Source organism: Actinoplanes sp. NPDC021490, assembly GCF_055562135.1.
Map to the genome: position 1 here is coordinate 1 of NZ_JBVHFW010000018.1, position 23,627 is coordinate 23,627.

Here is a 23,627-nt window from a genome sequence, read left to right on the forward strand (position 1 = left end):
ACGGATACCGCCGTTCACGCTCCACCCCGACAGCATCACGGCGTTCCCGAAACGGGCAGGGACACGCCGTGCGACACCACTCTCAAACACTCACTGAGGCCCCGACTCATGAGCAGCCAGACCGACCGGTTCGAGCTCTACATCAAGGCCACGCTCTACAGCAACGTGCTGCTCGTGCCGCTGATCGCCGGCGGGGCGGTGCTCTCGGCCGATCAGATCGGCTCCGAGGTCGTCCCGGTGGCGGTCACCACCACCGTCCACGTTGTCCTGTGCGTCCTGCTGATGCGCGCGGGCATCGCCTCCTACCCCACCGGCCCGCGCCCGGTCCGGCTCATCGCCGCCGGCGCCTTGTCGGCCGCGGTCACCTGCGCCGCCACCGTCATCGCCTATCGGGGCACAGCGCCCGCCGACCCCGACAGCCCCACCGCCGCCGTCCTCCTGATGATCATCACCCTGTACGCCGTAGCCTTGGCCACGGTCCTGCGGGCGGCCATCGTGGTGTGCACGCTCGGACTGGCCGGCGGCGTCACGCTGGCCGCGGTGACCGGCCCCGGTTCCGCGATCGCCCTGGCCGGCGTGCTGCTGGTGCTGGCTCCGGCCACCCGCGTCACGCTCTGGGCGCTGGGCCTGGTGCGCGAGCTCGACGAGGCCCGCCGCGTCCAGGCCGGCCTCGCGGTGGCCGAGGAACGCCTGCGCATCTCCCGCGACCTGCACGACGTCCTCGGGCGTACGCTCTCGGTCGTGGCTCTCAAGGCCGAACTCTCCGCCCGCCTGGCCCAGCGCGGCCGCCCCGAGGCGGCGGACGAGATGCTCGAGGTCCGCCGCATCGCCCAGGACGCGCTGGCCGACCTGCGCGCCGTGGTCGGCGGCTACCGCACCACCGACCTTCCCGCCGAAATCTCCGGCGCCCGCTCGTTGCTCGAATCCGCGGGCATCGCCTGCCAGGTGACCGCCGACGCCACCGTCCTTCCCGGCCCGACCCAGACCGCCCTGGGCTGGGTCGTCCGCGAGGGCACCACCAACGTCCTGCGCCACAGCGAGGCCCGCGCCTGCCACATCACGCTGACCACCACTCCCGGCGCGGTAACGCTGACAATGTCCAACGACGGATCGCCGGCCGGCCCGCCGGTGCTGCTGGGCAATGGCCTGACCGGCCTGACCGAGCGGATCACCGGCCTCGGCGGCACGGTCAGCGCCGAACGGCAGCACCCCGACGGCTTCCGCCTCACGGTCTCACTCCCCCGGACGGAGACGTCGTGATCCGGGTGCTGCTGGCCGACGACGAGCACCTCATCCGCGGGGCCATGGCCGCCCTGCTGGCCCTCGAGGACGATCTCACCGTCTCGGCCCAGGCCGCCACCGGCGCGGAAACCCTGGCGATGGCCCGCGCCCTGCGCCCCGACGTGGCCGTGATCGACCTGCAACTCCCCGACATGGACGGCGTCGCCGTGGCCGCAACCCTGCACCGCGACCTGCCGGCCTGCCGCACGATGATCGTCACCAGCCACGGCCTGCCCGGCCACCTGCGCCGCGCCCTGGCCGCCGGGGTCCGCGCCTTCCTCCCCAAGACGGCCGCGGCCGAAGTGCTGGCCGGCGTCATCCGCACGGTCGCCGCCGGCGGCCGCTACGTCGACCCCCAGCTGGCCGCCGAGGCCATCAGCGCCGGCGACAGCCCCCTGACCGCCCGCGAAACCGACGTCCTCGTCCTGGCCGCCTCGGGCGCCCCGATCGACGAGATCGCCCGCCGGGCCAGCCTCTCCCCCGGCACGGTCCGCAACTACCTCTCCGCGGCCGCCGGCAAACTAGGCGCCGCCAACCGCCACGAGGCCGCCCGCCTGGCCCGCGAACAGGGCTGGATCTAGCCGCCCGCAGGCCCCGCAAGCCGCATCGTTCCACCCGCGCCCGTATGGCCCCGCCACACCGCCTAAAGCATCCTAGGATCCTGGTTCGCTTCTTCATCCCCAAGCCTTGCCACCCCCGCCGCCCCCTCCTAGAGTGAACGTACCGGTTCGTACATAAAGGGAGACGACGGCCATGACGCGCACGAGCATCGCCACCGTCTGCCTCTCCGGCACCCTCGAGGACCGCCTGGAAGCGGCCGCCGCCGCCGGCTTCGACGCCGTCGAGATCTTCGAGAACGACCTCATCGCCTCGGCCCGCTCCCCCGAAGAGATCCGCCGGCGCGTCGCCGACCTCGGGCTCACCATCGATCTCTACCAGCCGTTCCGCGACGCCGAGGGAGCCGACCCGCAGCGCTTCGCCGCGACCGAGCACCGTTTCCGGGCCAAGCTCGACCTGATGGCCCGCCTGGGCACCGACACGATCCTCATCTGCTCCTCCGTCGCCCCCGACACGATCGACGACGACGCCCTGGCCGCCGACCAGCTCCGGCATCTGGCCACGCTGGCCGCCGAACGAGGCATGCGCATCGCGTACGAGGCCCTGGCCTGGGGACGCCACGTGTCGACCTGGGAACACTCCTGGGACCTCGTGCGCCGGGCCGACCATCCCGCGCTCGGCCTCTGCCTCGACTCCTTCCACGTCCTCTCGCGCACCGACGCGTACGGGGAAATCGCCCGTCTGCCCGGTGACCGCATCTTCTTCCTGCAGCTGGCCGACGCGCCCCGCCTCGACATGGATGTGCTGCAGTGGAGCCGCCACCACCGGCTGTTCCCGCTGCAGGGCCGCCTCGACCTGGCCGGCTTCACGCGCGCGGTGCTCGACGCCGGTTATCGGGGCCCGCTCTCGCTGGAGGTGTTCAACGACGTCTTCCGCCAGGCCGATCCGCACCGGACGGCCGTGGACGCCCGGCGTTCGCTGATCGCGCTGGCCGGCGATCTCACCCCGGCGCCGCGCCTGCACGGCATCGCCTTCGCCGAGCTGGGCGTGGACCCCGAGACCGGTCCGCAGCTCGAGAACGTGCTGCGGTCGCTCGGTTTCGCGCACACCGGCCAGCACCGCTCGAAGGCCGTCCAGCTGTGGGAGCAGGGACGCGCCCGCATCCTGCTCAACTCGGGCGCGCCCCGGCCCGACGAGGGTTCGGCCGCGATCCGCGCCTTCGCCCTCGAGAGCAGCGATCCCGCCGCCGGCGCGCAACGAGCGGCCGAGCTTCTGGCCAAGCCCCTCCCCCGGCGCCGCCGCCGGAGCGAGGCCGATTTCACCGCGGTGGCCGCCCCCGACGGCACCGAGATCTTCTTCTGCCGGCACGACGCCGAGGACTGGCGGGGCGACTTCCTGCCCACCGGCGAACGTCCGTCCCAGCAGCTCATCATCGCCATCGACCACCTCTCGCTGGCCCAGCCGTTCGACCGCTACGACGAAGCCGCCCTCTTCTACCGGAGCGTGCTCGGCATGACCGACGACGAGGCGGGCGAGTTCGCGGCGCCGTTCGGGCTGATGCGCACGCTGGCCATCCGCAACGAGGACCGCAGTGCGCGCCTGTCGCTGAGCGTCCCCCTGCTGCGCCGCGGCGACTGGGCCCCGGCCGTGCCGCATCCCCAGCACATCACGCTGCTCACCGACGACATCACGGCGTTCAAGGACACCGTTCCGATCCCGGCCAACTACTTCGACGACCTGGCCGCCCGGGGCCGGACGGCGAGCACCCTGTACGACGAGGACGAACACGGCCACTACCTGCAGCTGTTCACCCCGGTGATCGGTCAGCGGGTCTTCTTCGAGATCGTGCAGCGGGTCGGCGGCTACCGCGGTTACGGCTTCGCCAACGATCCGGTGCGGATGGCCGCCCAGCGTCACGAGCGGATGGCGTCGGCGAACGGCCGCTGATCCGGCACGACCGGCTCCGGCTGCGGCTTGCTCGTCATTTTCCGGACCACGATTGCGTACGCGGTGAGCACCACGACGTCGACGGCGGCCATCTGCCACGGCATGTCGGCCGCCGTCTCGGTGATGGTCAGCTGCCCGTAGGCCGCCGCGAGTCCGGCGCTGACCAGGTTGTTCATGACGTGCAGGGCGATCGCCGCCTCGAGACCACCGGTCCGTACGGTCAGCCAGCCGGTGACCGCGCCGAACACGAACAGGTCGGCGAAGCCCCACGGCGTGCCCCAGCCGTGCGCCGCCGCGAACACCAGCGCCTGGAACGCGATCGGCACCCACGGGCGGCGGAACCACACGCCGGTCGCCTGCAGCAGCCAGCCGCGGGTGAAGTACTCCTCGGCGGCGGCCTGCGGCGGCACCACCATGACCAGCAACAGCATCGACACGGCGAACGGTCCCCAGCCGGCGAGCTGGTCGTCGAGGCCGAGGTCGCCTATCCCGCCGGTGAGGGCCGACAACCCGACGGCGCCCGCGATCAGCACCACGACGGCGATCAGCGCGACCGGAAGCAACCTCAGAAGCAGCCGCCACCGCAGGCGGCCGGTGACCGACGACAGGGTGCCGGCCGGGCGGCGCTGGACCCAGCGGGCCGCGAGCAGGGTCAGCGGCAGCACCACGGCGATCGTCAGGAAGGCGATCGCCAGGTCGGCATGCTCGCCGAAGCTGGGCAGGCCCTCCGCGTTCTCTCCACGACCGGCCAGCACCGCGGCCGCGGTGAGGACGAGGTAGCCGGCCACGGTGGCGAACGCGCCCGCGGCCAGGATGAACAGGGTGCCGAGGACGGGCCGCCACCAGCGGTGGGCGGAGGTCCGGGCGAGGCGGTGGTACGGCGTGGCTGACATGGGGAAAGTCTGTCGATTCGGGCGTCCCGGCGAATCGGGCCGCGGACGGAAAACCGTCCCTGCCCCAGGGCATAGATAAGCTGTCGCCCATCATGGCCCGCTGGAAGGTTTGGTTGCTGCCCGCGCTCGTCGCGGCGGCTCAGCTCGCGTACTGGCCGGGCCTGGATTTCTCCGTACGGGCCGCGGCCGGCCTGGCGATCGTCGCGGTGGTCGTCGCGGGTCTCTGTCTGCGCCGGCGGCGCCCGGTCGTGGCCGCGGCGCTCGTCACCGGCGGGCTGGCGCTCGGCACGTGGGCCGTGCCCCAGCAGGAGTACTTCTTTCCCGGCGACGCCCTGCTGGTGCTCTCGTTCACCGAGTCGATCGCGCTGTTCAACGTGGCGCTGCGCTGCTCGCGCCGCACGACGGTGTTCGTCGTGCTGGGCATGCTGGCGATGCAGGCGATCCTGGTCGTCGACGACGAGCCGCTCGACCTGCTGGTCAGCCTGGCGATGTATGCGCTGGTGGGTGCGGCCGGGCGGGTGCGGCGGCGCTGGCTCGGCGACCGGTCGGCGGCGGCGCACCGGCTGGCCGAGGCCGAGGCGGCCCGGCAGGACGCGGCCGCGGCCGAGCAGCGGCGGCTGGCCCGCGAGCTGCACGACGTCACCGCGCACCACCTCACCTCGATCGTGGTCAACGCGACCGCGGCCCAGTTCGTCGGCCGGCCCGAGTTGCGGGCCGAGTCCCTGGCCTTCGCCGCGCGCACCGGGCGCGAGACGCTGACCGCGCTGCATCAGCTCGTCTCGGTGCTGCCGGACACCCCCGAGGCGGTGACGCTGGCCGATCTGGCCGACGACTTCCGGCAGCTGGGCCAGGTGGTGCAGCTGTCGGAGTCCGGTTCGCCGCCGCCGGCGCAGGCCGAGGCGCTGCACGGCATCGCGCGCGAGGCGCTCACCAACACCCTGCGATATGCGCCGGGTGCGACCGTCACGCTTTCCCGGACGTACGACGAGACGGGCGCGACGCTCGTGGTGGCCGACGACGGCCCGGCGGGCGCGGCCGGTCCGACGGCCGGTCTCGGTGGCGGGCGCGGCCTGTCCGGGATGCGGGATCGCGCGGCGGCGTTCGGCGGCACGGTCGAGGCCGGGCCGCGGGAGCCGGGCGGCTGGGAGGTGCGGGCCCACCTGCCGGTCGAGGCGGCGCCCGCGCGGCTGCGCGTCTGGTTGCGGAGCGAGGCCGTCCTGGACGCCGGGCTGGTGCTGCTGGCTCTTCTGCTGCCGCTGGCCGGGGTGGCGGTGCTGATCGACGAGAGTGGGGTCTCCCCCGCGGCCGCCGCGCTGGCGTTGCTGGCGGTGGCCGCGCACGCGGTGCCGTTGCTGTGGCGGCGGCGGCGCCCGTGGACGGTGCTGGTCGCGGTCGCGCTGACCGGCTGGTCGGGCCCGTTGCTGGTGGCCACCGAGGTGTTGCCGGCCGCCGACGCCTGGTTGTTCCTCTACAGCTCCGGGGCGGACTTCGCGGCCGTGTACGCCGTGGCGGCGTACGGGAAAAGGCCGGCCCTCACCTGGATCAGCCTGGTCGGATCGATGTTCTCGGCCGCGCTGGGACTGGGTGCGCTGGTGGTCGTGGCCGACGACACGGGCGCCGGCACGCTGGTCATGTTCCTGTTCACGGCGGTGCTCGGCTGGTTCGCGCTGGCGGTGCCGTTCTCGGCGAGCTGGATCGCCGGCTACGCCACCCGGCGCCGGCGGGAACGACGGCTGGCCGGCGAGGAGAACGCGGTGGCCGTGGTGTCGGCCGAGGCCTCGCTGCGTGCCCGCGACGAACGGGCCCGGGTGGCGGCGGGTCTGCAAGCGACGGTGCTGTCGGCGGCGGCCCGGGTGCCGCGGGCGGCCGAGGACAATGATCTCGACGGCGTGATCGAGGCGGCCCGGGACGCCTTGGCGGCGATGCGCGGCCTGCTCGACGGTCTGCGCCCGGCTCAGGAGGTGTCATCATCACGATCCGCGTGATGGTCGTCGACGACCAGGCCATGGTCCGCGCCGGGGTGTGCGCGATCGTCGGCTCGCAGGACGACCTGACGGTGGTGGCCGAGGCGGCCGACGGCGCCACCGCCCTGACGGTGGCCGGCGAGGTCCGCCCCGACGTGGTGCTGATGGACGTGCGCATGCCCGGCATGGACGGCCTGACCGCCACCGCCCGGCTCACCTCGGCGCCGGGCGCACCCCGGGTGATCGTGCTGACCACGTTCCACCAGGACGCGTACGTCTATCAGGCGTTGCGGGCGGGCGCGTCCGGCTTCCTGCTCAAGGACTCCGACCCGGCCGCCCTGGTCGCCGCGATCCGTACGGTGGCCGCAGGCGAGGCCATGCTGAGCCCGGCCGTGACCCGGCGCCTGATCGACGCGTTCGCCGGCGGCGCGGTCGCCCCGGTGAACGACGACGACCCGCGGCTGACCCGGCTGACCCCGCGCGAGCGGGAGGTCCTCGTCGAGCTGGCCAAGGGCTTGTCGAACGCCGAGGTCGGTGCGGCCCTGGGCATCGGGGCCGGCACGGTCAAGGCCCATGTGAACGCGTTGCTGCCCAAGCTGGGCGCCCGCGACCGGGTGCAGGCCACGATCGTCGCGTACGACCTGGGCCTGGCCCGCCCGCGGGTGTAACGGAAACGGGGTGCCGCGCGCTCTTGAAGCATGACGACACTGCACGTGCGAGGTGATATCGATCTGACCAACCGCGAGGCCTTCGAGGCGACGATCGAGCGCAGGACGGGCACCGGCGACGACCTGGCCATCGATCTCAGCCAACTGACCTTCATCGACGCCGGTGGGCTGCGCATTCTCGCGCGGGCGGCCACCCGGATGGAACGGCACGGCCGGCTGTTGCGGCTGGAGCAGCCGTCCCGGCACCTTCGCCGGATGCTCAACCTGGTCGGCCTGGCCCATCTGTCACCGTGACGCGGCGCGGTCCGGACGGCGGCGTACGGCCGGGTCGGTCACGGCCGGAGGCACGTACGCCTGGTCGAGGCGGGTGACGTCGGCGCCGGGCGGGACGATCTCGTCGATCCGGTCGAGAATGTCGTCGCTCAGCACGACCTCCGCCCCCGCGAGCAGATCGTCGAGCTGGTCCAGGGTGCGCGCCCCGAGCAGCGTGCTGGTCACACCCGGATGGGCGGCGGTGAAAGCCATGGCCAGGTGGGCCAGGGGCAGGCCGGCATCCGCGGCCACCGGCAGCAGCCGTTCCACGACGTCGATGCGGCGCTCGTCGGTCAGGTGCCGGAAGAAGCGGGCGCGGCTCAGGTCGTTGGGCCGGCCCTTGCGCACCCGGCCGGTCAGCATGCCCTGCCCGAGCGGGCCCCACACCAGCGTGCCCAGCCCGTATCGCTGGGCCGCGGGCAGCACGTCGTTCTCGGCGCCCCGGTTGAGGATGGAGTACGGCAGCTGCTCGGTGTGGAACCGGGCCAGTCCCCGGCGCTCGGAGAGCCAGTGGGCCTCGGCGATGTCGGCGGCGGGAGTGTTGGACGAGCCGATCGCCCGGACCTTTCCCGTACGGATCAGGTCGGTGAGCGCGGACAGCGTCTCCTCGAGGTCCGTGTCCGGGTCGAGCTGGTGCACCTGGTAGAGATCGATGTGGTCGGTCCGCAGGCGGCGCAGCGAGTTCTCGACGGCCCGCATGATCCAGCGCCGCGAGGCGCCCTGCTGATTGGGATCGGTGCCGGTCGGGCGGCCGAACTTGGTGGCGAGCACGACGGTGTCCCGCCGGCCCTCGATCGCCCGGCCCACGACCTCCTCCGAGTCCCCGTACGCATCCGAGGTGTCGATCAGGTTGAGGCCGGCGTCGAGCGCCTTGTGGATCACCCGGATCGAGTCCTCGGGGTCCGGGTTGCCGACCTGGGTGGCGAACATCAGCGCGCCGAGCGCGTACGGGCTGACCTTGATGCCGGTCCGGCCCAGGGTGCGGTATCGCATGAGCGTCTCCTGGCGGTATCGTGACTGAAGCGGAAAGCTTTTCCGGAACTATACGGAAAGCTTTTCCGGATCAGCAAGAGGAGGTTCTGTGTCCGGCACCACCGAACCGGCGAGCCCGCCCCGCCGGATGCGCACCGACGCCCGGCGCAACGTCGAGGCGCTGCTCGACGCGGCCAAGACGGTCTTCGGCACGTCCGGGGTCGACGCGCCCGCAAAGGAGATCACCGACCTGGCCGGGGTCGGCGTGGGCACGCTCTACCGGCATTTCCCGCAGCGCGCCGACCTGATCAAGGCGGTGCTCGAGCGCGAGATCGACGCCTGCGCCGCCGCGGCCCCGGAACTGGCGGCCGAGCACGAGCCCGGGGACGCCCTGGCCTTGTGGCTCGACCGGCTGGCCGTGTTCGTCGCGACCAAACGGGGATTCGCCGCCGCGCTGCACTCCGGCGATCCGGCGTTCGACGGGCTCGCCGCCTTCTTCATGGCGAAGCTGGAGCCGGCCCTCGGGTCGCTGCTCGGCCCGGCGACCGCCGCCGGTCAGGCCCGGCCCGGCCTCAGCCCGCCGGATCTGCTGTACGCGGTGGCCAAGCTGTGCGCTCCCCGGCCGGACGAGGAGCCCGATTACGGCCGTCGCATGGTCGCGCTTCTCGTCGACGGGCTGCGGTCCGGCCGGCCTCCGGGAATTGTCGTACCGGGGTCGTAGGTTGTCGCCATGACCGAAACGGGGCTCTCCGAGGCCGACTTCGCCACTGCTGTCGGGCAGGCTCAGGCCGCCGCCAAGTCGTATTACGACACCGGCGATGTGCTGATGACCGACGCCGGCTACGACGCTCTGCTCGACCGCATCGCCGAGGCCAAGCGGGCCCACCCCGAGTGGGACGACGGCGGCCTCACCACGCGGGTCGCGGCCGGGGCGTCCGGCGGCGGCGACGTGCGCCATCCGGTCCCGATGATGTCGCTGGAAAAGATCAACGGCGACGAGGGCGTACGCGGTTTCGTCGCGACCCTGGGCGGCGAGCCGTGCCTGGTCGAGGTCAAGCTCGACGGGCTGGCGATCCGGGTCGAATACGAGTCGGGGCGGCTCGCGCTGGCCGCCCTGCGCGGTGACGGCAGCACGGGTGAGAACGTCACCGCCCAGGTGCTCCGCGGTGTCGCCGGTCTGCCCGCGCGGCTGGAAACGCCGTGGACGGGTGAGGTCCGCGGCGAGGTCTACATGACCGTCGGCGACTTCGAGGCGGCCAGTGCCAACCGGGTCGCCGCCGGCGGCAAGCCGTTCATCAACTCGCGCGGCGCGGTCGCCGGCTCCATCCGCACGGTGGACCGCGCCTACGACGCGCCGATGACCTTCTCGGCCTACGACATCTCCGGCGACTTCGGCTCGCATCGCGAACGCATGGGCCACGCGGCCGGGCTGGGCTTCCCGGTGGCCGGGCGGCTCGCCACCGGTGACGTCGTGGTCGCCGAGGATGCGGAGGCCGCGCTGGCCGCCATCGCCCGGATCGGCGAACTGCGCCGCGATCTGGAGTTCCCGATCGACGGCGCGGTGCTGACGGCCGACCGGGAATCGACGCGCCGGCGGCTCGGCTCGGGCAGCCGCACCCCGTACTGGGCGGCCGCCTTCAAATATCCGGCCGACACCGGCTCGACGGTGCTGCGCGACATCGAGGTGCGGGTCGGCCGCACCGGTCGCATCTCGCTGCGCGCGGTGCTCGACCCGGTCTTCGTCGACGGCACCACGATCTCCTACGCGACGTTGCACAACCCCAAGTTCGTCCAGGAGCAGGGCCTGGCGATCGGCCAGACCGTGGCGGTGTGGCGGGCCGGCGACGTCATTCCCCGCGTGACCGCACCGATCGGCGAGCAGCCGCACGGGCTCACCCCGTGGGCGCCGCCCGAGACGTGCCCCCAGTGCGGCGAGCCGTGGGACAAGTCGAGCCTGCTCTGGCGCTGCCACACCGCCTCGTGCAGCGCCACCAACGCCCTCGAGTATTGGTGCAGCCGCGAGGCCATGGATGTCGAGGGCGTGGGCGAGGCCCTGTGCGTGGCGCTGGTCAGCACCGGGCTGGCCAACGACGTGGCCGACCTCTACACGCTCACCGAGGAGCAACTGGCCGGTCTGCCGGTCGGCAACACCAAGGCCGGCGGCGTCGTCCTGCTCGGCAAGCTCAACGCGGCCAAGGTGGTGGCCTCCCTCGAACGCAGCAAGGCCCAGCCGTTCAACCGGGTGATCACCGGCCTCGGCATCCGCATGACCGGCCGCAGCGTCGGCCGCTGGCTGGCCGCCCGTTTCAAGACCATGGAGGCGTTGCGAGCGGCCACGGTCGAAGAGATCGCCGAGATCGACAAGATGGGCCTGATCAAGGCCCAGCACGTCGTCGACGGCCTGGCCGCCATGGGCGGCGTCATCGACCGCCTCGCCGCCGCGGGCGTCACCATGAGCGTCCCCGAAACCGAGGGCGAGAAGCCTTTCGAGGGCCGCACTTACGTGGTGAGCGGCAGCGTGCCCGGCTACACCCGCACAACCGTCAGCGAGCGCATCGAGCAGCTGGGCGGCCGCGCCACCGGCAGCGTCTCGGCCACCACGACAGCCCTGATCACCTCCGAAACCACAACGGCCAAGGCCACCAAGGCCGCCAAGCTCGGAATCCCCATCATCGACCCAGCCGACTTCGCCCAGATGCTGAGCTGATCCACCACGCCCCAGCCGGCCGGGCCACGCGTACTCGGGCAAGGTGGAGCACCCAAAGCCCGCAAGCCTGCGGTCACCGACCGAAAACCCGCGCCGCCGGCAGTTTTGGCGCCGACCCACCCGGCGCTGCTTGCCTCCCTGGCCGGTCGGCACCCGGACGCCCGGGTGCCGATTGGCCGCGCCGTCACCACCGCCTATTTGCCCCTGAGGCGTTGCCACCACGTCTGTTTGGGTTCGGGCTGTTTCGGACCGGCCGGCAGAGCGCCCGGCACCGTCGCCGAGGTCGGTGGCCGTTGCCCGGAGACGGTCGTCTGGCCCAGTGGACCGCCCAGATCGTCGTCGTCGAGATGCCCGGAAACAGACGGCGGATCCGCCGGTTTCGGTCCATTTTCGTCCGGCATCTAGTACCCCCTCAGTCTATGGACACTCGACTCCGGCTCCGCCTAATGTGCACTGAAATTGCATCCTGGACCTCGGAGAGCGCATGCCCACGACGGTTGTGAGTCTGTTGTTGACAATCGTCTTCGCACTGCCCGGCCATATCTACCACAGGATCACGCAACGCAAGAGACCCGAACGCGTGGAAAGCGCCGTCCAGGAGGTGCTGGTCACCATCTTCACGGGCGCCGTGATCGATCTGGTGGCGATCGCGGTACTGAGCATCGTCGCCCGGGTGTTCTCACTTCCGGTGCCGGACTTCTCCCGCATGCTGCTCGGTTCGAGCCGCTACATCTCCGCGCACCTGCCGCTGGTCGCCACCTGGGGCGTGGCCCTGGTCGCCACCACGATCGGAATCGCGGTCGTGGCCGGTCTGACCCGCTGGGAAAGGGTCCTCCCACCCGGCATCCGGCGGCGGCGAGCCGATTGGCTCCGGCGTACGCAATCCCAGCAGTCGGCCTGGTGGCTGCTGTTCCATGAGCACAGCCACGCCGACATCCACGTCGGATGCTCGCTCGACGACGGCAGCTACGTCGCGGGCAAGCTGCACTCCTACAGCCGCGCGCCGGTCGAGAACAGCGATCGTGAGCTGACCTTGAGTGGCGAGATCTTCTACCGCCCGTCGGGCGAGCCGGACGGCGCGGTGCTGCCCGACGTCAACGCGGTGTCGATCAGCGCGCGACGCCTGGTGCTGATGACGGTCACCTACGTCGTGCCGCCGGTAACCGCGCCGCAGGTCGCGCCGTGACCGCGACGGTTCTGCTGGCGGGCGAGTCCTTCCCGGTCAGTCATGTGGTCGCGACCGCGCTGGCACAGGCGCGGTCCCGATCGGAGGCCCACGACGGGCGCCTGCCCGACCCGGCTGAGTTGGCCGTCGCGGTCCTCGCCGTGCCGGACGCGCTGGTGGCGCGGGCGCTGATCGCGACCGGCCGGGATCCGGACGATCTCATCCGCGCGATCCGCTCGCCGTCGCACCCGGACGGGCCCGGGCAAAAGCGCGATGGAACGCTGGTGGCCGTGCTGCGGCGCGCCGACGAGGAACGCCGCAGCCGGGACGACGTGGTGCTCGGATCGGTGCATCTGATGTCGGCGCTGGCCGAGTCGGGCGATCCCGGACTGACGGCGCTGCGCACGGCCGGGATCGACACCCACCTGCTGCGCACCGGGCTCGCCCGGGTCGCCGACGGTGAGCCGCGAGATGACGACGACGCGTACCGGGCCGCGCCGGCGCCGCCGGTCCTCGAGATCCCGCCGCTGCCGGACCTGGACGACCTCGGCACGCGGAGCCCGACCCCCCGATCGGGGGACCTCAAGAAGATCCTCGACGCCCAGCTCGTGTCCGGACGGAACGCCGTGAGCTCGCCGTACGGGCAGGTGCGGGCCAACCGGTGGGCCCTGATCAATGTCGTGCAGCAGGTGATGATGATCGCCATCGTGCTCGTCGCGATTCGGCAGCACGCGCCCTGGTACGCGTACCCGCTGATCATCGGCGGAGCGACCATCACGACGCTGGCGCCGGCCTGGTTCATGGTGGCCCAGATCGTGCTCCCGGTGATCTTCCTGCCGACCGGCTTGCTGGCGCCGGTGATCGCGGCGGCGCTGGTGTCGATCGTCAAGTGCTGGTACGACCTGTCGATCAAGCGGGTCGATGTCGGCGAGCCCGCCCTGACGCTGCGCGGGTTGCGGGCGCAGGCCGGCGGCACGGCGAGGTCGATGTTGATGAGGCGGTTCGGGCTCGATGACGACTGACCGGACCGTCGGCACCAGGCGGCAGCTGCACGAGTACGCCGCCGAGGAAAAGCGGATCTTCCAGCTGGCGACTCCGGTCGAGGTCTTGCTCGCCGCCCGGAACTTCGGACCGAAGAACGCGGTCGAGCAGTTGCTGGCCGCGTTCGACGCGAGAAGCGAGTTGCGGTCCGCGCGGACCACCGGCGAGCGACTGGGTTCGTTCCACGCCGACGCGGTGCGGCCGCTGACCCGGACGGCAGCTCGTCCACTGTGGTGGCGGCTGGCCGTCGCGACGGGCATCGTCGCCGCGCTGGCGGCCACCCGCTGGCCGCTGGATCTGCAAGCGGCCGCACAGATCGGTTTGGCGGCGCTGTGCGTCCCGTTGGTCGGCCGGCGCGATCGCCGTGCCGTCATGGGCCTCTGCGCGGTGGTGATCGCCGCGGCGGCGGTTGACCATCGCGCTTGGTGGGTCGGCGTGCTCAGCGTCTACGCTGCCTGGCTGTTGATCAGCTACGGCGCGATGGCCCCGGTGCGGGACGCGCCCTGGTGGGCGCGGGGGCCGGTGCTGGGCATGGTGCCGCTGCGTCTCCGGTTGCGGCTGGCGATCACCGGCCGTTCCGTACGCCTGGCCAACGCGGTTGACCTGGCCACCTCCTCCCGGGCCCACCTCGCTGAGCCGTTCGTCGCCACCTGCGCCGACCTGCCGGAAGCCCTGCGACCGCTCGTCGACATGTGCTCGGCGCTGGTCGCGTTCGATGAGGGCGAGGTGGACACCGCGCTGTCGCTGGCCTCGACGGCAACCGAGCCGCGTGACGGCACGCCGGCCACCGTTGAGGGATGGTGTCTCGCCCAGCTGGCGACGATCCTTGAACACAGCGGCGCAGCCAACGTCGCGCAGGTGCGGGCACGCGCGCTGGGCCTGCTGCAACCCCGGTCCTGCCGGCGGTACGCGCGGGCGTTGGAGCTGATCGAGGCACAGCGCCGGATAGCCGAGGCGCCGGTCGCCGAGGCCCTCGCCACCGTGCACGAGTACCGGATGCTCGGCGTCCGCCTGAGCGACTTCGACGTGCTGCAGACCACCGAGATGTGGATGGCCCGGCTGATGATCCGCGAGGGGCTGACCACCGACGCCGCGGTGCTGCTGGAGTTTCTCGTCGGCGGCGAGGACGGCCGGATCGGCATGTTCGCCGCCCGGGACGAAACAGCCGGCAACCTGCTGTTGCGGGCGAGCGTGCAGGTCGGCCGGCTGGCCGAGGCGCGCACCGATCCGCGGAGGGACGTCGTGGCAGCGCTTGCCATGATCGACGCCGACAGCCGCCCGCTGGCCGCCACCACCGGCCGGCTGTTGCTGGCCAAGCTCGACCAGGCCGCGGGCGAGCCGCGGCGGGCGCTCGCCTACGCGGCGTCCGCCCTGGTCGCGGCCCAGCACGGCCGATACATGCTGCCCTCGGCCGAGTGGCGCGAGTCTTGGAGCCGGACGCAACTCGACGCCCACGCCACGATGCTGGCCTTCGCCTCCGCGGACGCCGACAGCACGCTGGTCGCCGAGGTCATCGAGCTGACCCGCGGCGAGGCACTGCCGGCGGCGACCGACTCACGCGCACTGTCGGCCATGGGCGCGCTGGACGCGGTCGCCGCCGGGAGCCGGCGAGCCGGCGAGCCGGTCATCGTCTCCGGTCCGGTGGCCGAGGACACCGAAGCGGTTGCTGTCCTGCAGGGGCTCAGCCCGGTTCGACAGCCACCCAGGGTCCGGGTCGGCTCGGGTCTCCGGCTGCCGCGACTCGACGACTCGGCCGCCGAGATCGTGCTGGACCGGGAACTGGCCGCGATCGGGCCGCGCACCTGGTATTGGAGTGCCGCGACCGTGCTGGACGACTGCTTCTGGGCCGTTCGGGATCCGGGAGGCACCTGGTCGCACGGCCGGATCCCGCTCGGTGCGGACTCGGCGGCCGCCGAAGCGTACGCCGCCTTGCTCGCGGCGCTGCCGTTCACCCTGCCGGAAGAAAGCCCGGACGACGTGCGCGAGCGCCTGTCCTCGGGCGCCCTCGGCCCGAAGGCCACCCGGGAGGCGGAGCGCGAGTTGCTCGCCCGCGTCACCGCAGCCTTCCTTCCCGAGCCGCTGGCCGACGGCCTGCTCCGCAGCCACGACGGCACCCTGGTCGTGTCGCTGCCAACCGCGCTCGGGCACCTGCCGGTCGCCGGGCTGCCGCTCGGGCCCGGCACCGATCTGCGCGTGGTCGACCGCGCCGCGGTCATCCACATGCCGTCCTGGGCGGTGATCTATGCGAGGCCGCGGCCGGGAACAGCCGACCGACCCGGACGCCGGCCCGCCCGGCTGGCCGTCACCGCTCCACATGGCGACACCGACATGGAAATCCTCACCCAGCCCGAAGGCGTCGATCGGGTGGTGCGCGGCCCGCTCAGCCGCGAGGACTGCCGCCATCTGCTATGCACGTTCGCGGACGACCGGGCGTGGACGCTGACCGTCGTCGGCCACGTCGACGCCGAACCCGGCAATGCCACCCGCAGCGGCCTGCGGCTGGCGTCGGACGGCAACGAGGGCAACGAGCGGCTGACCATGGCCGACCTCGTGCCGTCCGGCGACGCCGGGCCGGGGTTCGCCCTGCCCGAGCGGGTGGTGCTGATCGGTTGCGGCAGCATCGGCATCGGGACCGCGCCCGAGCTGGTTTCCGGGCAGACCCCGACCAGCGAGTGGCTGGGTCTGGGCGCCGCCGTGGTGCTGGCCGGGGCGACCCACGTGTGCTGCACGCTCTACACCGTTCACGCCAACAAGCACGTCAAGCGCATCACCGACGCGCTGATCGCTGGGTTCTCCACGGAACCGGACCCGGTGGCGGCGCTCCGCCGGGTGCAGCTCGGCGAATTGGACCGGTGGCGGGCGGATCAGAGCACCTACCCGGCAGCGTGGCTGTCGCTGGCGTACGTCGGCGCCGGTTGGGAGCGGTGATGCTGCGGCGAGTCCTCGCGTTCCTGCCGGGAGCCCTGCCCTTCCCGTTCTTCGCGTTCGTCTGCGTCACGCGGCTCGGGTGGATAGATGGCGCGGCCGTGCTGCTCGTCTGCTTGCTCACGAGCCGGCACGCGATCTCGGCCGCGGTGGTCGCCGTGGCCGCCCTAATCGGTCTGAACATTCCGCTGAGTTTCCTGATCGTCGCGGTGACGCTACGGCTCTGGGACGGCGCGTGGGAGTCGTTCGTCGCCGGTCGGATCCGGTTGCCGGACAGGACCGTGCCGGTGGTGCCCCGGCTGCGTTGCCCACACGGGGTCAAGGCGCGGCTGACCGATGCCGATGAACAGCTTCGGTACGGCGATGCGCGGACCGCCGTGGACGGATACTTGGCCCTGATCGCCGACCATCCGCCCGCGACCCCCTGCGAGCCGCGGCTGCTCCTGCGGGCCGCGGAGGCCGCCGCCCGCGCCGGCAGCCTCCAGCTCGCGACCGAGCTGGCGGACGCGGTGACCGCTGACGTCTCGCCTGACGCGACCGGCAAGGCGGCGACCCTCGCGGTGCGCGCCCATCTGACCCGCGCCACGGCTCTGCTCGGGCTCGGCGACCAGGAGAGGGCCCGCGCTGCTCTGCGGCGTGCCCAGCGGCTGACGCAGAGCGACCGGCGCACCGATCAGGATCTGCGCTGGGCCGCCGCTGACGTCTTCCTCGCCGACCGGCCGGTGCGCACCGTGGCGGGTTTGCACGAGGAGCTCACCCCGGTGCTGGTCGGGCAGGGGTTGAAGCCCGGCAACAACGTGCGCTTCGTGAGCCTGCTGAACCGGCAAGGGTGGCGGATCCTGGCGAACGGCGAGGCCGGGGAGGCGAGGCTGGCCTTCGTCAGCGCGGTCAACCGGATTCACGAGGAAATTTCCGATGAAGACATCCGCGATGCCCTGGGAAACATCAAGATACGGCGGGCCGACCGGCCGGGCTGGCTGGCCATGCTGGGTGGCGTCGATGGCATGGTGGCCGCTGTTGCCGCTTCGCCGTCCGGGACGCTGGACGATGACGAACAGGAGATGGCGACCGTGACGGTCGACATCGCCGGTCACCTCGGCGAGCGGCTGGCCGAGGTGCGCCTGCTGCGCTCGCTCGCGATCATCGGCCATCGCCGGGCTGACTCTTCCGCCGAGGTTGCCGGCCTGCTGCGCCGGGCGCTCGCGGTCGCGGACCACCGCCCGCACGTGCTGGCCGACGAACACCAACTCGTCGTCTGGGGCCGATGCCGCCGGGAGGTCGCGGAGTCCCTGCGGCATCTGACCGGCGTCGACGAGCCGGAACCACCATCGCCCAGCCGCGCGGAGGCCGGTACGCTCTTCGATCGCCTGGCCGCCGGTCGTCCCGACGTTTTCGGCCCGGCCCGCGACCGTCTGGCCGGATCGCCTGCGCCTTCGCCGGACAAGGCGACTCTCCGGGCGGTCTGGGGACCGCCGCCCGAATCATCATCCGCGCCGTTGCCGGTCACCGCCGAGCCGTTGCCGGTCACCACCGAGCCGTTGCCGGACACCACCGAGCCGTCGCTGGTGACTGCCGTGCCGGCCGCGGTGGTCATACCGGAGCCTGCCTGGCTGGCGAGCCTGACGGCCGAGACCGGAGGCCGGGCGTGGACCTTGCCGCTGGCCGTGGAGATGGCGCGTGACTTGGGGCACCTCCATGTCGGTCCGGAGCATGTTCTGCTCGCCACCCTGTCCGACGGTGGCTGCGCCCAGTTGCTGATGCCGATGGGCGGGACGTTCGCTGAGCTGCGCCGGACGATTTCGTCGTGGTACGCCTCCGGCGCGGACGACGTCACCGAGGCCGACCCAGCTCTGTGGACACTGGCTCGCTCCGCCCTTCAGGTGGCCCGAGGGGCCGGCGAGACCCGGGTGCGGCCCGCGCACCTGCTGCTGGCCTTGCTGGCCGACTCCGGGAGTGGCGGCGCGGCGGTCCTCCTTCGGCACCGGGTGGACCTCGAGGAGGCAGCCGTCCGGATCACGGCAGACCTTCTCGGCCCGGCACGGGAGGCCTGGCTCGCCCCGCTCTTCGCCGCGGGTCCGGTCGCGGGCCGGCATCGGCTGACGCTACCGGCCTGGCTGGCGATCGGCGCCGCGCTCGACCTTGCCGCCGAGGCGCCCGGCGCCATCCTGGCCCCCGCCCATCTCCGGGCCGGCCTGCACGCCCCGGCCGCGCCGGCTGACCCGCGCCGGAGTCACGTCCGGGTCGGATCCGAGGCGCGTGCCGTGCTGACGGCGGCCCGCAACACTGCCGATCACGACCGAAGCTGGGGAATCGAGGTGTCGCACTTGGAACGAGCGTTGACCGGCGACCCGGGCCGGTCGCCGGCCGGAGCCACCGACCTGACCCGCGCGGCCGCCGCGGCCGCATGGCGCCGCCGTTCCCGCTGGATCGGCCCGGAGGACATCGGCGCGGCGTCCGAGGCGTCCCAGGAGCCGGCGGGCCGGCCGTTGCCGGTGCTGACCCCGCAGGCGAGGCGGATGATGGACACCCACCGCCCCGTCATGCGCGTCGCATGAGAGGGTGCCGGCACGATCGGGCCGCGGTGCGGCGGGCGGCTCGGCTGGAGAGCGCCGGACGGCTCGCCGAGGCGCTCGACGCCTCTCTGGAAATCCTGGCCCGCCACCCGGCCGGGACGCGATGCCGCTGGCCGCTCGCTCTGCGCGCCGGCAACCTGGCCTACCTGCTCGGAATCTTCGAGCTGGCCTGGCGGCTGGCCGGCGCCGCCTTTGACGACTCGCCCGCCCGCAGCCGCGGCGAGGCGCGGGCCCGGTTGCTGATGGCGCTGACTGCGGCGCGCGGCGGCGATCACGAGGCGGCCGCCGACCACCTCGGCAAGGCGGCCGCCGAGGTCCGCCGTCCGGACGCCCGGCTGAAGCGCCTGCTGGCGAACGCGCGAATCGTCACGGCCGTGCTCGCCGGCTCAGACCGGCCTGACACGGTGATAGCCGGTGCCGACCGGACCGAGCGCGCGTCGGCCGGTCTGGACCGGGCGTCCGCGTTGCGGGTCCGGGGCCGGGACGAGGAGGCGGCGCGGGAGTACGCCGGCGTCCGGGAACTGCTGGCCGGCGCCGACGACGCGCTCGAACGGATCTGCTGGGCCCTCGCAGTCGAGCCGGGCGGCGCGGACGCCGCGTCCGCCGCCTCGATCCTGGCCGGGGCCGGACTCGTTCCGCAGGCGGCACGGCTCGAACCCAGGCAGCGGTACAGCTCTCAAATCTGCTGGTACGCACAGGCCGACCTGATCGGCGACTGGGCCGGAGCCGCCGGGCCGGTCGGCGGCTGGCTGCTCGATCAGGACGCGGGTGCCCTGATCGAGCGTCTGCAAGCGGTCTACGGCGGCCTGAGCCGGATCGACCCGGAAAACTTCACCCGCGCAGACCTGCGTGCGCTGCGCAGCGTCTCGTTGCACCTCGCTCGCATCGGACACCGCGCTCTCGCGCTGGAGGCCTCGGCGACCGGCCTGCGCGTGGCCCGTGCGCGGTTCGCGGACAGCGGCGGGGAGTCCTGGAGGGACCTGGCCTGGGCCCTGGCCAGGCGGTCCTGGTCTCTCGAGGAGGCCGGCGCGGTCCGCGGCCGGCGCGCGGCGCTGACCGAGGCGGCCGAGCTCTTCGGGCAGCACGGCACGGACGAGGACGACCGCGGCACCGCGCGTGATCTCTACCAGGAGATCCGAAAGATCCATGAGCAGCGTGGGGAGTGGGATGCTGCGGCCGGCGTCGCGGTGCACATCGCCGAGGTCCTCGGCGGGCCGACGGTCGACGTCGCCCTCGGCGCGTTGCGACGCGAGGCGCTCAACGATGGCGCAGGACTGGCCGTCGCCCGGTTCGATCAGGAACGGCTGGAGGTGCTGCGTCTGATGGCGAGCCGCGATCCCGCGGTGTACGCCGCCGGCTATCTCGCTCTGCTGCTCGGCGATCCAGCCGACGCCAGCCACGCGTCCGGGGAGGCGTTCGGCTACCTGGCCCGGATCCTCGGCGACCACCGGCTGCTGGACAAGGCGGCGCTGAACCGTATCGTCCTGGACGCCGCCCGCCGATGTGCCCGCACCGCCCCCGATCGGACGCTCGACTTGCTCGACCGCAACGCGGCCACGCTCGGTCTCCGCGAACGGGCCGAGTTCCACCGCATACGGGCGGCCTGTCTCACCGCGCTCGGCCGCAGCGACGATGCCGCCGACAGCCTGGAGGCCGAGTTCCCGGTGCTGCTAACCGGGCGGCGGCACGACGACGCGTTCCGCGGCCGCGCCGCGCAGATCGCGGACGAGCTGTGGCAGGCCGAACGACCGGAAGCGGCCGTCGCCGTGCTTGACGCGGCGATCGCCGTCACGAGTGTGACCTGGCCACTTCGGTTGAGACGCGCGCGCCGGCTGGGATATCTGGCCCGAACGGCCGAGGCGCTCATCGACCTCGACGCCGTCGACGAGCAGACCGGCGGGAGCCTGCTCGGGCACGCCTACCGCGGCCTCGTCCTGTGGGTGGCGCAGCAACGGCCGGAGGCGGTGGAGTCGCTGGACAGGGCAATCGCGATGGACCCGGACGGGCACTACGCGCGAAACATGCGGGCCGGATTCCACCAGCTACTCGGCCGGCCGGAGGAGGCGCTGGCCGACGCCGAGGTGGCGATCCGGGCGGATTCAGAGGCGTGGACCAGTCGCGTCACGGCGGCCGACGCCTGCCTGGCGCTGAGTGATCCGGAGCGGGCGCTGCGGGAGGCTCGGCTCGCCGTCGATCTGGCGCCGGAGTTGCCGGAGGCTCGCCGGACGTATGCGACCGCCCTCCTCGCCGGTGGCTGGTCGGCGGACGCCGCGTCCGAGGCCGGGGTGGCGACCGAGTTGCAGCAGGCGCGGCCGGCCGGCGCGTGGAGCGGCGACCGATGGCTGGGGCTGGCGCAGTGCCATGTGCTTCTCGGCCGGGCGGACGAGGCGATCGCCGCGGTCCGGAAAGCCCGGGGCGCCGCGGTCCAGTCGTACGTGATCTGGGAGACCGCGACCGAGTTGCGCGCGCTGGCGGCCGCCGCCCCGAGCACGGCCGCCGCCTGCAACGCCGTCCTCCCGCACCTTGACTGACCTGGAGTTACGACCCTTCGACGCCAACCTTTGGGTCGGCACCGAACAACCCCGCGGCCAATACGTCGGCCGCGGGGTTGTTACGGAGTATTCCGGCGCTGCCGCGACGGCCTGAGGACTGTCCGCTGCGGACGCCCGTCGGCCGGCAACGCGTGACTATTCGATCAGCTCGCCGTCCGTTTCGACCTCGGCGCCCTCGCGTAGGTGGCGGTTGTGGCGCGGCTCCTGCTTGGTCTTCGAGTCGTTCAGCTTGCGGCGCAGGTCGTCGCGGACGTCGTTGAGGGCTGCCCGCAGGTCCTCCTCGGTCGAGGTGGTGACGATTTTCTGCCGGCCGGCGATCCAGCACTCGAGCGTGACCTTCTGCCCGCGCGCCTCCCGGTCCTTCACCGACACCTCGAGTTCGGTGGAGTCGGCGTGGAAGGCGGCCAGCCGCGCGTCGAGCGTGCCGAACTGCTCGGCGATCCAGTTCAGGTCGCCCTGCGAGAAGCCGGCCCCGGCGCGAAGGCATTCGCTGACGGTGGCGGGATCGGTCACAGCAGTCATCACATCTCCTCGAATCGGCTGAAACGGTGCGTGATCTTCTTCCCCGTTCCGGGACCGGATGAAACAGCTCACTCGTACGGGGTCCGCCGCAAGCCGTTGAAGAGCAGATCCAGCAGGTGGTGGGCCCGTTCTCCGGCCTCGGCCTCCTCCAGGCGGGAGAGGAAGCCGAGCAGGACGAGCACGTCGCGGGAGCCGACGTCGTCACGGATTGTTCCCTCGGCCCGGCCCGCGGCGAGCAGCAGGTCGATGGCCCCGCCGATCGGGCCGGTGTGCCCGGCGGCGAGTTCGTTCCACGAGTTCGGCTCGAGCGCGGCCAGCACCCCGCGTTTGACCCGGGCATAGTCGGCCACGTTGTCGAGCCACAGACGGAACGCCGTGGCCGCGTCGTGGTGTGTGAGCAGGTCCGGCGCCGAGGCGACGAGCTGGTCGACGTCGGCCCGGTAGACCTCGGCCAGCAGCGCCTCCCGGGTCGGGAAGTTCCGGTACAGCGTGCCCTGCCCGACGCCGGCGGCCTTGGCGACCGCGTTCATCGGGAGTTCCGACGTCGAGGTCAGCAGCTCCCGGGCGACCTGCACGATGCGCGCCCGGTTGCTGACCGCGTCGGCGCGCGTCCTGCGTTCGGCCATGTGACGAAACTCCCTTAAGTGGACACGTGTCCGGAACAGCCGCACACTGAAGCGGACACCTGTCAACTTAGACGAAGGGAAGTCCGGATGCGCACCGTCATCATCACCGGCGCCAGCAGCGGGATCGGTCAGGAGGCGGCGACGATGCTGGCCGCGCGCGGGAACGCGGTTGTGCTCGCGGCCCGCCGCCGCGAACGCATCGACGCCCTGGCCACGGAGATCACCGGGGCGGGCGGGCAGGCGATCGCCGTGCCGGCCGACGTGACGAACCCCGGCGACGTCCGCCACCTGGTCCGGAGCGCGCTGGACGCGTACGGGAAGGTCGATGTGTTCGTCAACAACGCGGGGATCGCCCGGCTCGGCCGCCTCGATCAGCTCGGCGTGGACGACTGGACGGCGATGATCGACGTGAACGTCCGCGGGCTGCTGCACGGCCTGGCCGCCGTCCTGCCAGTCTTCCGCGACCAGGGGCACGGGCACATCGTCACGATCGTCTCGACCGCCGGCCTCAAGATCACGCCGACGATGGCCGTCTACGCGGCGACGAAGAACGCGGCCCGCACGATCATGGAGGGACTGCGCACCGAGTCGACCGACGGCGCCATCCGGACGACCGAGATCTCCCCCGGCTTCGTCCGCACCGAACTGGCCGACGGCATGGACCCGGCCGCGCGGGAACGCATCCAGGCCGGCATGCGCGAGTTCGGGCTCGACCCGGTCGCGGTGGCCCGCGCGATCTGCTTCGCCGTCGAGCAGCCGGCCGACGTGGAGATCGGCTCGCTCACCATCCGCCCGACCGTGCAGGACTGACCGCCCGTCGAGGGGAACGCAGCGCGGTCACCATCTCCGCCGTTCCGGGATCGGGCAGCCGTTGCTGATGCAACCATGACCTGAGCCGCACCGAGCTCGGGGGGAATGGTT

At 72.5% G+C, this 23,627-nt stretch carries 18 protein-coding genes; 14 read left to right on the top strand and 4 right to left on the bottom strand.

Annotated elements, in window-relative coordinates; genetic code table 11:
- Window positions 1-108 precede the first annotated feature (108 nt).
- The 3 genes from ACZ3I4_RS36270 to ACZ3I4_RS36280 all read left to right on the top strand — a co-directional run bounded on the left by ACZ3I4_RS36270 (window position 109) and on the right by ACZ3I4_RS36280 (window position 3,786).
- Window positions 109-1,260 (top strand): sensor histidine kinase, encoded by a 1,152-nt coding sequence (locus tag ACZ3I4_RS36270; RefSeq protein ID WP_465386615.1) that lies wholly within the window; start codon window positions 109-111, stop codon window positions 1,258-1,260.
- Window positions 1,257-1,862 carry a response regulator transcription factor gene (locus tag ACZ3I4_RS36275; RefSeq protein ID WP_465386616.1) on the top strand — a complete coding sequence of 202 codons (606 nt, stop codon included), beginning with the start codon at window positions 1,257-1,259 and terminating at the stop codon, window positions 1,860-1,862. The genes ACZ3I4_RS36270 and ACZ3I4_RS36275 overlap by 4 nt, the downstream gene beginning before the upstream one ends.
- Before the next feature lie 172 nt (window positions 1,863-2,034).
- Window positions 2,035-3,786, top strand: a complete 1,752-nt coding sequence (locus tag ACZ3I4_RS36280; RefSeq protein ID WP_465386617.1) for a TIM barrel protein — start codon at window positions 2,035-2,037, stop codon at window positions 3,784-3,786.
- Here the strand turns inward: ACZ3I4_RS36280 and ACZ3I4_RS36285 are convergent.
- Window positions 3,753-4,679: a lysostaphin resistance A-like protein gene (locus ACZ3I4_RS36285; protein ID WP_465386618.1), complete on the bottom strand. Its 927-nt coding sequence runs from the start codon at window positions 4,677-4,679 to the stop codon at window positions 3,753-3,755. The genes ACZ3I4_RS36280 and ACZ3I4_RS36285 overlap by 34 nt on opposite strands.
- Before the next feature lie 92 nt (window positions 4,680-4,771).
- Here ACZ3I4_RS36285 and ACZ3I4_RS36290 point away from each other — a divergent pair, with 92 nt between their 5' ends.
- The 3 genes from ACZ3I4_RS36290 to ACZ3I4_RS36300 are packed head-to-tail and all read left to right on the top strand — an operon-like array spanning window position 4,772 to window position 7,605.
- The gene (locus tag ACZ3I4_RS36290) at window positions 4,772-6,664 is read left to right on the top strand and encodes a sensor histidine kinase (RefSeq protein WP_465386619.1); all 1,893 of its coding nucleotides are present in this window, start codon (window positions 4,772-4,774) and stop codon (window positions 6,662-6,664) included.
- On the top strand, window positions 6,664-7,311 hold the full coding sequence (locus ACZ3I4_RS36295) for a response regulator (protein WP_465386620.1): 648 nt from the start codon (window positions 6,664-6,666) through the stop codon (window positions 7,309-7,311). Before ACZ3I4_RS36290 ends, ACZ3I4_RS36295 begins: the two co-directional genes overlap by 1 nt.
- Window positions 7,312-7,341: 30 nt before the next feature.
- Entirely contained in the window at window positions 7,342-7,605 is a 264-nt protein-coding gene (locus tag ACZ3I4_RS36300; protein ID WP_465386621.1) for an STAS domain-containing protein, read from the top strand.
- On the opposite strand, the gene ACZ3I4_RS36305 is transcribed toward ACZ3I4_RS36300, so the two are convergent.
- Window positions 7,597-8,616 carry an aldo/keto reductase gene (locus ACZ3I4_RS36305; protein WP_465386622.1) on the bottom strand — a complete coding sequence of 340 codons (1,020 nt, stop codon included), beginning with the start codon at window positions 8,614-8,616 and terminating at the stop codon, window positions 7,597-7,599. The two genes, ACZ3I4_RS36300 and ACZ3I4_RS36305, sit on opposite strands and share 9 nt — an antisense overlap.
- 88 nt (window positions 8,617-8,704) lie before the next feature.
- Here ACZ3I4_RS36305 and ACZ3I4_RS36310 point away from each other — a divergent pair, with 88 nt between their 5' ends.
- From ACZ3I4_RS36310 to ACZ3I4_RS36340, 7 genes are all read left to right on the top strand, one after another.
- A complete protein-coding gene (locus ACZ3I4_RS36310; protein WP_465386623.1) occupies window positions 8,705-9,316 on the top strand; it encodes a TetR/AcrR family transcriptional regulator in 612 nt (203 codons plus the stop codon).
- A 9-nt stretch (window positions 9,317-9,325) separates the two neighbouring features.
- On the top strand, window positions 9,326-11,302 hold the full coding sequence (gene ligA, locus ACZ3I4_RS36315; protein ID WP_465386624.1) for an NAD-dependent DNA ligase LigA: 1,977 nt from the start codon (window positions 9,326-9,328) through the stop codon (window positions 11,300-11,302).
- Window positions 11,303-11,786: 484 nt separating this feature from the next.
- Window positions 11,787-12,488: a DUF6338 family protein gene (locus tag ACZ3I4_RS36320; protein ID WP_465386625.1), complete on the top strand. Its 702-nt coding sequence runs from the start codon at window positions 11,787-11,789 to the stop codon at window positions 12,486-12,488.
- Window positions 12,485-13,489, top strand: coding sequence for a hypothetical protein (locus tag ACZ3I4_RS36325; RefSeq protein WP_465386626.1), 1,005 nt, complete (start codon window positions 12,485-12,487; stop codon window positions 13,487-13,489). The genes ACZ3I4_RS36320 and ACZ3I4_RS36325 overlap by 4 nt, the downstream gene beginning before the upstream one ends.
- Window positions 13,479-16,436, top strand: a complete 2,958-nt coding sequence (locus tag ACZ3I4_RS36330) for a hypothetical protein (protein ID WP_465386627.1) — start codon at window positions 13,479-13,481, stop codon at window positions 16,434-16,436. The genes ACZ3I4_RS36325 and ACZ3I4_RS36330 overlap by 11 nt, the downstream gene beginning before the upstream one ends.
- Window positions 16,436-18,988 carry a Clp protease N-terminal domain-containing protein gene (locus ACZ3I4_RS36335; protein WP_465386628.1) on the top strand — a complete coding sequence of 851 codons (2,553 nt, stop codon included), beginning with the start codon at window positions 16,436-16,438 and terminating at the stop codon, window positions 18,986-18,988. Before ACZ3I4_RS36330 ends, ACZ3I4_RS36335 begins: the two co-directional genes overlap by 1 nt.
- Window positions 18,989-19,014: 26 nt before the next feature.
- Window positions 19,015-21,537, top strand: coding sequence for a hypothetical protein (locus ACZ3I4_RS36340; protein WP_465386629.1), 2,523 nt, complete (start codon window positions 19,015-19,017; stop codon window positions 21,535-21,537).
- Window positions 21,538-21,693: 156 nt separating this feature from the next.
- Here the strand turns inward: ACZ3I4_RS36340 and ACZ3I4_RS36345 are convergent, their stop codons facing one another.
- Window positions 21,694-22,080, bottom strand: a complete 387-nt coding sequence (locus ACZ3I4_RS36345) for an HPF/RaiA family ribosome-associated protein (RefSeq protein ID WP_465386630.1) — start codon at window positions 22,078-22,080, stop codon at window positions 21,694-21,696.
- A gap of 68 nt (window positions 22,081-22,148) precedes the next feature.
- A complete protein-coding gene (locus ACZ3I4_RS36350) occupies window positions 22,149-22,706 on the bottom strand; it encodes a TetR/AcrR family transcriptional regulator (protein WP_465386631.1) in 558 nt (185 codons plus the stop codon).
- A gap of 87 nt (window positions 22,707-22,793) precedes the next feature.
- Between ACZ3I4_RS36350 and ACZ3I4_RS36355 the strand changes: the two genes are divergently transcribed.
- A complete protein-coding gene (locus tag ACZ3I4_RS36355; protein WP_465386632.1) occupies window positions 22,794-23,516 on the top strand; it encodes an SDR family oxidoreductase in 723 nt (240 codons plus the stop codon).
- Window positions 23,517-23,627: the final 111 nt, after the last annotated feature.